Annotated in this window: 10 protein-coding genes; 9 read left to right on the top strand and 1 reads right to left on the bottom strand. The window is 30.7% G+C overall.

Annotated features, from left to right (window positions below):
• Positions 1-129 precede the first annotated feature (129 nt).
• The 9 genes from PKN74_RS02730 to PKN74_RS02690 all read left to right on the top strand — a co-directional run bounded on the left by PKN74_RS02730 (position 130) and on the right by PKN74_RS02690 (position 10,014).
• Positions 130-342 carry a hypothetical protein gene (locus PKN74_RS02730; RefSeq protein ID WP_472308356.1) on the top strand — a complete coding sequence of 71 codons (213 nt, stop codon included), beginning with the start codon at positions 130-132 and terminating at the stop codon, positions 340-342.
• A 375-nt stretch (positions 343-717) separates the two neighbouring features.
• The gene (locus PKN74_RS02725) at positions 718-1,677 is read left to right on the top strand and encodes an asparagine synthetase A (protein ID WP_472308354.1); all 960 of its coding nucleotides are present in this window, start codon (positions 718-720) and stop codon (positions 1,675-1,677) included.
• A 271-nt stretch (positions 1,678-1,948) separates the two neighbouring features.
• A complete protein-coding gene (locus PKN74_RS02720) occupies positions 1,949-3,427 on the top strand; it encodes a hypothetical protein (protein ID WP_472308352.1) in 1,479 nt (492 codons plus the stop codon).
• Between the two features lie 232 nt (positions 3,428-3,659).
• The gene (locus tag PKN74_RS02715) at positions 3,660-4,580 is read left to right on the top strand and encodes a glycosyltransferase family 4 protein (protein ID WP_472308350.1); all 921 of its coding nucleotides are present in this window, start codon (positions 3,660-3,662) and stop codon (positions 4,578-4,580) included.
• Positions 4,581-4,627: 47 nt separating this feature from the next.
• A complete protein-coding gene (locus PKN74_RS02710; RefSeq protein WP_472308348.1) occupies positions 4,628-5,950 on the top strand; it encodes a hypothetical protein in 1,323 nt (440 codons plus the stop codon).
• A 47-nt stretch (positions 5,951-5,997) separates the two neighbouring features.
• On the top strand, positions 5,998-7,134 hold the full coding sequence (locus tag PKN74_RS02705; protein WP_472308346.1) for a sodium ion-translocating decarboxylase subunit beta: 1,137 nt from the start codon (positions 5,998-6,000) through the stop codon (positions 7,132-7,134).
• A gap of 15 nt (positions 7,135-7,149) precedes the next feature.
• Positions 7,150-7,359 (top strand): ATP-binding protein, encoded by a 210-nt coding sequence (locus PKN74_RS02700; RefSeq protein ID WP_472308344.1) that lies wholly within the window; start codon positions 7,150-7,152, stop codon positions 7,357-7,359.
• 26 nt (positions 7,360-7,385) lie between these two features.
• Positions 7,386-8,543 (top strand): 2-oxoacid:acceptor oxidoreductase subunit alpha, encoded by a 1,158-nt coding sequence (locus PKN74_RS02695; RefSeq protein WP_472308342.1) that lies wholly within the window; start codon positions 7,386-7,388, stop codon positions 8,541-8,543.
• 4 nt (positions 8,544-8,547) lie between these two features.
• Positions 8,548-10,014 carry a GGDEF domain-containing protein gene (locus tag PKN74_RS02690; RefSeq protein ID WP_472308340.1) on the top strand — a complete coding sequence of 489 codons (1,467 nt, stop codon included), beginning with the start codon at positions 8,548-8,550 and terminating at the stop codon, positions 10,012-10,014.
• A 10-nt stretch (positions 10,015-10,024) separates the two neighbouring features.
• Here the strand turns inward: PKN74_RS02690 and PKN74_RS02685 are convergent, their stop codons facing one another.
• The gene (locus PKN74_RS02685; RefSeq protein WP_472308338.1) at positions 10,025-10,789 is read right to left on the bottom strand and encodes a ZIP family metal transporter; all 765 of its coding nucleotides are present in this window, start codon (positions 10,787-10,789) and stop codon (positions 10,025-10,027) included.
• Positions 10,790-11,114 lie beyond the last annotated feature (325 nt).

Below are 11,114 nucleotides of genomic sequence, written 5' to 3'. Positions count from 1 at the left end.
TATGTCCCACCCCTTTAAGTGAAATACCGCGTTTTTACAACGCGGTATTTTTTGTTTGAATTTAAGTATTTTTTAATAAAAATTATGTTATAATAAACAATATAAATTTTTATAAATGGAGGAATTAAGATGTTAAAAAATATACTAGCTTTGTTAGGAATAGTTTTTATAGTTATATTATCTTTTCTCTTTTTCCCAGTTATTTGGAGAGTTATAGTGATAATTATTGGGATCGTTCTTGCATTTTTAATCTTTTTTGGCTTTGTTACAATTGCTTTGCCTATTACTCTAATCCTTTTAGCGGCGATATTAATTTATAGATTAATAATTTTTCTTTTGTGAAAACATAGCTTGACTTTTTAATTTCTTTGTGATAGAATTTTTTTAGTTTAATAAAAAGGTGATTAGAATGTTAAAGACTTTTTTATTTGAGATTTCCCTGTATAATCAGCTTGTAGCAGTATTAAATAATAATAATAACAATGCACAGCGTCGGCAATTAACGCTGTAGTATTGTTATATAAAAATTGCCGGCGCTGAAACCAAAAAATCAGCGCCGGCTTTTCTTTTGTGGTTGAAAATTGAGTTCTATAGGGAACGGATTTTGAATTTAAACATGTTAAAGGTGAGAGTTCTATTCACATCCTAGGTGTTAAATCAGAATATTTAATTGTTCCATAATATCTCATTATCAAAAACTAATGGAGGGAAAACATTATGGAGATAGTAAAAAAAGAAGAAAGAAAAGTTGATTCAGTTGAATTAGTTGAGAAATATTTGAAAGATGAATCTTACAGAGACGCTCTTATTATTCAATCTGATATTCTTGGCTTATCTAGGAACTTTCTTCATGACAAAGGGTTCATTGAGTATCTACCTGTAATTGTATCTACTATAACCGATCCTTTGAATAAAGATGTTTTTGAAGCACAAATTGATTACTATGGGTACAAATATTATATTACTAAGTCGATGATAGTCCAAAAACAAGTAGGTATTTTAGTCCATGACAAGATATTTTCATTTTCTCCTAATTTGAGATTAGAAAGAGAAGAAAAGGCGCAATCTGGTAGGCATTTAATTGATTTTGTGCAGCTGGATTTAGAAGTAAAAAATGCAAAAAGAAATGATATAATGGATTTAATGGAAGATTTAATAATCTACGTGATTAAAAATATAATTCAGACCTATCCAAATTTGATAAGAAAATATCATCCTACACTTAAAATTCCTAATAAACCATTTTCTAAGATTTCCGTTAAGGAAGCGAAAAAGATTTATGGTGATGATTACGAAAGAATACTATCTGAAAAGGCAACAGAGCCTGTATGGCTGATTGATATGCCTATCGAAGAAAGAGAATTTTACGATAAGCAAAATCCTTTTGAACCAGACACACTTTTGGATTTTGATTTAATATATCCTGAAGGATTTGGCGAAAGTATATCTGGTGGTGAGCGCGAATACGAGTATGAGCAGATTGTGAAAAGAATTAAATTAAAAGGAAACAATTTAGAGAATTATGACGATTACTTAAAAATAGCGAAAAAAGGTTATTTACAACCCTCAGCTGGTTGTGGAATTGGCATAGAAAGATTTACGCGCTATATATTGGGATTGGAACATATTGAAAAAACCAGACTGTTTGCAAAGATACCGGGGAAATTTTCAATTTAAGAATTATATGAAATTAAATAAGTATTAATTTATATAGAGACTTTAGAAATGGAGATTTTTAAAAATAAGCTTTTGAATTTATAACGGGTACAGGGCGGAGCCCTCTTCCCTCTCCTTCGCTACACTGAGCGGATTAAAATAATTCATAGTTAGTAAGGATTAGAGTTATGGAGGTATTTTATAAAAAATTTAAAACTAAAATATTGATAATACTTAAGTTTTAGAATTTCTAAAGTGAGTATTTAATATATATTTATGGAGGAATTATTAAATGAACATAGAAAGGGCCATAATTTCTGTTTATGATAAGAGTAAAATAGAAAACATAGCAAGATTTTTGTTTGATAATGATGTTGAAATTATATGTACACAAGGGACTTCATCCTTTTTAGAACAAAAAGGTATTAAAACAATTAAAATGTCTGATTTTATAGGGTTTCCTGAAATATTAGGAGGAAGGATAAAAAGTATAGATCCCAAGTTATTAGGAGGAATTCTTGCCAAATCCACAGATAAGAACCATATAAAAGATTTGATGGAGTATAACATAAAAAAAATTGATATGGTAATCGTTAACTTTCCTTCTTTCGAAGAAATTGTTCAATCAACTAGAAACGAAGAAACTCTTCTAAATTTTGTTGATATTGGTGGGTTCACTTTAGTTAGAGCTGCAGCAAAAAATTATAGAGATGTTGTTCCTTTAGTTGACCCTAAAGATTATGACACTGTCCTAGAGAATTTAGAAGAATGTGGAGATGTTCCTTTGCAATTGAGAAGAAAATTAGCTTTGAAAGTATTTTTTTCAACTTCTAAATATGACGCCACTATTCATAAGGTTTTTTCTGAATTATTTGCGTCTGAAAAATTTGACCATGAATTTTTTGAAATATTAGGAGAGTTAAGATTTGGAGCCAATCCTTTACAAGAGGCAATGTTACTTAAATTTCTTGGTGAAGACAGTTTTATAGATCATTTAGAAAATATTACTCCGTACAAAAAACCTACTTTAAGAATATTGAAAGATATAAAACTACTTTTCTCTTTGGTAAGCCTTACAGAATCAAATTTTATTGGTTTTTCTAAAAAAGGTATTTTTGTTCATGGGTTAGTTGATCCTGATGAAAATGAAAAAAAACAATTTGTTAAACTCGTTAAAGATTGGAATGGCGGAGTAATCTACTCTGATGATGAAAATCTTTTAGAAGAATTAAAAGATTCAAGACATGATTGTTTATTAACCTCTCGTAGTTTTAATGAAAAAGAGCGTTTTTTATCATACAAACCCATGGTTTTGAAGATATATAAAAAGAGTTTGGGAAGAGATGAAGAATATGTCATAGAGGATGATTTGGTGGTTAAGCAAAAATCAATAAATCTAACCGTAGATACAGAAGCTTTTACCGATGTTGAAAAAATCGCCTTTGAAGTTGCAAAAATTCATAGATCAGACACCGTAGTTTATATAAAAGATAATAAAATATATTCTGGTAATCAAGCTTGTGTTGATAGAAAGATCGCATTAAACATACTTAATAATATTTTGAAGCAATTTGAAGAGGAACCTTCTCGCGGAACAATAATCTTTGATTCTTCAATAAATTCTGAAGAGATAGTAAATATGCTTCAAGAATGGAAAATTGAAAAAGTTATAATACCTCCACATTTACCAGCTTATGGAAAGTTTTTAAACGAATTGAAAAACAATAATGTTGAAATTATAACTACTTCTAGAAGATATCATCGTTATTGAAATAAAAAACACGAAAAATACCCCTCTTAATAAGGGGTTTTTTATTTTGTAAATAAATTTGTAAATAAATTTAATGAAATACTGTTATATAATATTGATTAGTTGGTAATGATAATTCTTATGGTAGCTAAATTATTTTGAGAAAATGTAATGAAGAGTTCTAGTTTGCGTTGTATTTGTTAAGAGAAAAAATAGCTTAAATTCTAATTCTAATTTTTAGAGAGGAAGATTTATGAGTTTTGTTAAAATTCTGTCAGCTTTTTTGTTATCAGTCATCTTCACGCCGGTGATGATAAGAATAGCTAAAAAATATAATATAGTTGATCAACCAGATAATAAATTAAAATCACATAAAGATCCGACACCGTATTTGGGCGGAATCGCAATATTTTTATCCATATTGCCTTTTTATATTTTTGATTTAAGCTTTATTTTACCTGCTTCTATTTTAACCTTTATTGGTTTATATGACGATATAAAAGACATATCCCCTCTTTTGCGTTTGCTTGCTGAATTTATAGTTGTTTCTATGTCTGTGTATATGGTAGGTGAAATAAAAAATCCATTCCATTTTATCCTCCTTGTTATAACAGGAACGGCTTTGATCAATGGGGTAAACATGGTTGATGGAATGGATGGAGTCTGTGCTGGTACTGTAATAATTAGTTTGATTTTTTTTGCTGTAATCTTAAAAAACTATGATCTATTAATTTTTGTAGCTGCAATAATAGGTTTTTTGTTGTATAATTTTTATCCTGCAAAGATTTTTCTTGGTGATGCTGGTTCTTATTTTTTGGGATTCATGCTATTTTACTCATTCTTATTTCTTTCTGGAAAGTTTGGTAGAGATGGCTATTTTATATCCTTTATTATTACCGGCTTTTACTTTGTAGATTTGTTTTATGCAGTGTTGAGAAGACTGTTAAACAAAACATCACCTTTTTTGGGCGATAAAGAACATATCTATAATAAAATTCGTAGAAAGTATAACATATCTCCCATATTGGTTTCTTTTGTTACATATATAATTTCGTTTATTTTTGGAATTATAGGCTTAATTGCTTGGGATTTTCAAGTTGTAGGTGTTATAATAGTAATAGTATTATTCTTATTTATTGGTTACCATTTTAAGTTGTATAAGTATGAAATTTAAAGGTTCGCAAAATAATTTGTAATGTCTGATATAAAAGAGGTGTTAGCATGATTATATTAAAAGGGATTTATGGAGATTTTATGAAATTGAGACCTTCTTGGATAAAAAAAATATATGTTGATGATAATTCAATAAAAAACGAAAAAGGTCCGGAACTGTTTGAAAAATATATATATGAGGTTGATGGAAGATTTGGAAATTATAGATGGTTTAACAATGAATTTAATCTTGATGATGAGGATGAAAATGAAGATACGAAGTTGCAAGCATTAAAAATTGATATAGAATATATTCCGCTTATTTTGACAATTTTAAGAATTAATGCCTTTTTTGAGTCTGACAAAAAAAGCATAGTATCTTTATTATCGACTGAACAAGAAAATAGAACCGTAGAAATAATTACTGAGGAATTTTTAGTACAAACTTTAAATGAATACAATAAAGTCGTTTTTGTTTATTTAAAGAAATTAGAAAAAGGAATCATTGATCATCATTTGGTTTTCTCTACAGGTACTTATGGGAATTTTTTTGATTTAAGCATACACACTGATGAAAAAGGGATAAGAAACTTTTATAGAAATTTATTGAATGAAACAAATAATTTTCGTGTTGCTATACTTCCTTCTATTACGCAAAGTTCATCTCCTTATTATCACAAAATTCTTGAAAAACTTGAAATAGTTAATTACGAGGACATTTTAGGAATCACTGATGATTTTTTTTCACTGTATGATATTTCTCTAAACGAAATCGTTCCGAGTATACCTGCTTTGGAAGATTTAGAAATTTATGCAAGTTATTGTTACACCTTTTTACATGAAGATGATTTTTATTTTTCAGATGAATTTGATTTTAGTTTAGATTTTACTGTAAAGAATATTGAAGATCTTGAAGATGAAATAAGAGAAAACATAAATGAATCTATTGAATTTTATTCTAATGAATTTTACTCTGAAGATGACTCCAACTCCGATGATTATTTTGAGGTCTTCTTACAATTAGAGGAAGAATTCATGAATTTTATGGATCGAATTATGTTTGATGATACTTTGAGTGAAGATGCTAAAAGGAAATATTTAAAAGGAGTAAAAAATCTAATAAATGAAATATCGGTTTTATTTAATGATTTGAAGAGCAAGAAAGAGTTTGAGAAAGACATTTTATTAGATTTAATTAATGCATATGGAATAGATCAGATTAAGCTTAAGAAAAATTTATTTTCTGAGATATTTGATGAAATTGATATGGAAAAAGATTTGAAAGAAGTTTATGAAATTTCTGAGGATAAATTTCTAAACGATTATAAAAAATGGTATAAAGACGTTATTGATAAAAAAGGAAAGAGCATGATAGAATCGATCAAAAATTAAAGGGTGAAAGATAGTCTTAAAAAACATCTTTTTCAGGAGGTAGACTAATGTCTCTAAATGAGATTTTTAGTTTTTTCTCTACTAGTGGTTTTGCAAGCATAAACTGGTCGCAAATAGTGATGATAGCCATCGGTCTTGGTATTATCTATATTGCTATAGTAAAGCATGCAGAACCTCTTCTATTAATTCCTCTAGGATTTGGAATGATAATGGCTAATATACCTCCTGAATTGACCGGAATTCTTTTGCCACCTCAAAATGGTCAACCAGGTGGATTATTATGGTACATAAAACAAGGTATGGAACTAGGAATATATCCTCCCCTTATATTCCTTGGTATAGGAGCATTAACCGATTTTTCTTATTTAATTGCTGACCCTAGATTAATTCTTTTAGGTGCAGCAGCCCAAGTAGGTATTTTTATTACTTTTATTTTAGCAAGCCTATTAGGTTTTGACCTTCATGCTGCTGCATCTATTTCTATAATTGGTGGAGCCGATGGACCAACTGCGATATATTTGGCATCAAAATTCTCTCCAGAGTTATTATCTGTAATTGCTATTGCTGCTTATTCTTATATATCGCTTATCCCGATTTTACAGCCCCCTGTTTCAAAACTGTTAACTACTGAACGAGAAAGAAAAATCAGAATGAAAAAACTTAGAAATGTTTCAAAAAAAGAGAGGATTTTATTTCCAATTTTAACAACTATTTTAGTGGCTTTAATTGTTCCTCAAACTTTGCCTTTAATTGGAATGCTTATGCTCGGGAACCTTTTTAAAGAATCTGGATTAACAGGTAGATTGGCAGAAGCAGCTTCTAGATATATTTGTGATACCGTTACTATTTTACTCATGCTTTCAGTAGGTGCTTCTGCAACTGCGGACATTTTTTTATCTCTTGGAACGTTAAAAATAATTCTTTTAGGTGCTGTTGCTTTTGTTAGCTCTTTGGCTAGTGGTATTTTATTTGTAAAATTTATGAATTTGTTTTCTAAAGATAAAATAAATCCGTTGATCGGGGCTGCAGGAGTTTCTGCTGTTCCTGATTCGGCCAGAGTGGCTCAACGACTAGCTCAGGAAGCAGATCCGGGGAATTTTATTTTGATGCATGCAATGGGTCCCAACGTTGCTGGAGTTATTGGTTCGGCGGTTGTTGCTGGATTTTTCTTAAGTATTCTTTAAAGGAGGATAAATAAAGTGCAATCAACCAAGAAAGTATTCGAGGTAGTAATAAATTACAATTATTGCAAAAGATGTGGGATTTGTTCTTGGATTTGTCCTGTTGATGCTATAGTTGAGGGGGAATTTGATATTCCTCAAGTTCCTGATCCATTTAAATGTACCGGTTGTTTACAATGTGAACGAATGTGTCCGGATTTTGCAATTGATGTAAAACTGGTTGATTAACATTTATATTAAAAAGAGGTGATTCGGTGGGTAAAATGCTGTTTTTGCAAGGCAACGAGGCTGTTGGTATGGCAGCAATAAAAGCCGGTTGCCGTTTTTTTGCTGGATACCCTATTACACCTTCAACTGAGATAGCCGAATATATGGCTAGAGAATTGCCAAAAGTTGGTGGTACCTTTATTCAAATGGAGGATGAATTGTCAAGTGCTTGCGCAATAATGGGTGCTTCACTTGCAGGTACTAAATCAATGACTGCCACAAGTGGCCCAGGTTTTTCGTTGATGCAGGAAGCAATTGGTTATGCAATAATGGCAGAGGTTCCTTGTGTTTTTGTTGATGTAATGAGGGCTGGTCCAAGTACCGGTTCGCCAACAGATCCATCTCAGGGAGATATTATGCAAATGCGTTGGGGAACGCACGGAGATCACCAAATTATTGCTTTGTATCCTTCAACAGTTGAAGAAGTTTACACTTATACAATTGAGGCATTTAATTATGCAGAAATTTATAGAACACCCGTCATTTTAGCTTTAGATGAAACATTGGCACATATGAGAGAGAATGTTTACTTTGACTACGATAAAGAAAATCCAAAAATTGTTGAAAGGTTAAAAGAAAGAGAATTAGATGAAGAAGAGCTTTTTTTACCCTATGATTTAGATTATTCGCGGACAGTCAATCCTTTGGTAGAAATGGGCAAAACTAGATTTCATGTATCAGGTTTGTTTCATGATGAAAGTGGATTTCCAACCAGCGATCCAAATCGTGTTGCGAAAGTAACGGATCATCTTGATTCTAAGATTAGATTGTATGCAGAAGAGATTGCCATATATAATGAATACATGATTCAAGATGCTCAAATCGTAGTAATCGCCTTTGGAAGCGTTGCAAGAAGCGCTTTAAGAGCCGTTAAACAAGCCAGATCAGACAAAATTCCTGTTGGACTCTTTAAACCTATCACCATATGGCCAATACCTACTTCAAGATTGAAAATGATCTTTAAGAATGCGCAGATAATTATAGTTCCAGAAATGAATAAAGGTCAATATGTGAGAGAAATTTCTCGCTTAAATAAGGCTAACAGGCATGTAGAATCTCTTACCAAAACAACAGGAAAATTAATAACAGCAGATGAAATTTTAGACGTTATCGTTAAAATGTGGATTCAAATTTCGGAGATGTAGGAAAATGAAAAGAGAACTTCCTGAAAAATACATGAAAAATATAAGAAGAGCATATATAAATCCTGGTCTTACATATGTGTTGACCAGGTTTTGCGACATTTTTCTCTATGTCATTGAAGTTAGCATAAAAATTCACGAAGATCCTAAAATGGTTCCTTGTAATTTGTACAAATTTTTAAAAATTTGTGGTTCTTTTCGAATATTTGAAATTAAAAATATCGAAGAAATGGTAGATATTCATAAACAAAGAATTATTTTAGAAATTTCAGGAGAAAAAGGAAAGGTGGTTTTACCCTTCGAAGTTTTAATAAAAGATGAAGTCTATTTAATATATGAAATTATCAAACGATCAAAACCAATAATATCAGTTATTTTAACTGATTTATTTTTAAACGCTTCAAAATTAGGAAGCGTTTTCAAAACTTCAAAAATCATCCTTGAAAAAAGTTACGATATAGAGACCTCAGTAGATGAGATGATTTATGCCTCGATGACAGGTATAACTGGTGGATTTGCTGGAGCTTTTAACAGGGCAGTATTATTTAAAGAAGATGGCACTAATTTTAAAGTACATAGAGCTTTAGGTCCTGTTGACGAGATTGAAGCAAATAACACATATGAAGCCTTTGAAACTTTAGAGATAGATATTTTGCCTTATTTACAGGAATATACAAATAATAAAGAATACTTTTCGAATTTAGAAAAAAAGATAAAATCAGTTTCTATAAAGAAAAGATTAATAATGAAAAACCAACTTTTAAGAAAAGCATTTGAAAATAATGTTACAATTAAACTACCTGTCAGCAATCTCGATCAGACATTAGTCACAGCTTTAGATTTGCGAGGAGAAGTTGCGTTTTCTCCTTTAAAGATTTCACAAGAAAACTTTGCTTTTTATTTGTGTGATAACAGATACGATGGGAAATCCATAACAGAGGAGCAGTTAGAAATTTTAGATTACTTTGCAAAACAAAGTGCCATAATATGGCAAAATAAAATTTCTTTAAATTTGTTAAAAGAAGAAGCAGAATTAGACATGCTTACCAAAATTGGAAATAGAAGGGGTTATGAAAAATACATTTCTTCTTTGAGTTATCAAAAGAATCAGAAAATTGCTGTAGTAATCATTGATTTGGATAATTTCAAAGAAATTAATGACAAATATGGGCATCAAAAAGGTGATGAAATTTTGAAAATTTTTGCAAATATAGCCAAAAAAAGTTTAAGGAAAACTGATAGAATATTTAGATATGGTGGAGATGAGTTTGTTGTAATATTGCATGATGTTTCTCGTGAAAATGTTGTCGATATTGTAAAGCGATTACTGGACCAATTTTATTCAGAAACTAATTGCACATTTTCTGCTGGTGTTAGTTATGGAGATAGTAATAATATTAATGAACTTTTTGATGAAGCTGATAAAAAGTTGTATGCAGCGAAACAAAGAGGAAAAAGTGATTTAGTTTTCTAATGTACACAAATTATCCAAAAGCCACATCAAGTGCCAACATTAACAAAAAGCCAAAGATTAAAGAAAATGTCGCAATTTCTTCATTCCCGTGTGAATGTGTTTCAGGAATTATTTCATCACTTATGACATAAAGCATAGCGCCTGCTGCAAATGAAAGGAAAAAAGGTAGAAGAGGTTCCATAAGAACTACTAGAGAAGCTCCCAACAAACCTCCAAGAGGTTCCACAAGTCCTGTTAAAAGTGTCCAAAAAAAGCTTTGCTTTTTACTATAATTTGCTTGAAGGAATGAAAATGCAGTTGCTGTTCCCTCAGGTATGTTTTGTAAACCTATAGCAATTGCAATTGAAATTCCATTAGAGATCATACCCCCACCAAAACTGACTCCTACAGCCATTCCTTCAGGAAAATTATGAAGAGTTATCGCAATAACAAAAAGCCAAATTTTTTTAAGTTTTACTGCGTCAGGTCCCTCATGACCTTTTAAAAAATGTTCATGCGGCGAAAATCTATCAAACAAATCTATAACAATTGCTCCTGCTAGAATTCCTATGATTGTTATAACTATTCCACCTAAATCTAGCGAAGGAAGTATGAGTGAAAACATAGTGGCAGCAAGCATAACCCCCGCTGCAAATCCTAAAAGAAGGTCCATATTTTTTTGGCTCAATTCTTTTTTCATGAATAAAACTGGAATGGCACCAATTACTGTTGCTAATCCTGCAATAAGACTTGCGAGTGTTCCGTATAACCATATTCGTAGATCAGACAATGGCATCAACATCCTTTTTGAAAGTTAGATGGTAGGTGGTTTTTTAGAAGGCAAGACAAGATACCTTCTTTCGAAAAAAGTATAGCACAAAAAGTAAGAAAAAATCAAGGAATTTCAAAATAGTAAAAACGTTAATGAAAACTGAATAAAATTAAAATATTTGGTATAATATATAGAAATATAAAAATCTGGAATTCTTAGCAAGTTACAGGGCGAAGCCCTTTCAACTCTCTATTAAGTCAAGAAATTTCTAAAAATTGATTTAAATTAAAATCTAAGATAATTTGAAAGGGTTACAGGGCGAAGCCCTCTCAACTCTCTATTAAGTCAA

This window comes from Defluviitoga sp. (assembly GCF_035349255.1).
Classification (GTDB): Bacteria; Thermotogota; Thermotogae; order Petrotogales; family Petrotogaceae; genus Defluviitoga.
This window is presented reverse-complemented; position numbering and strand designations above follow the sequence as displayed.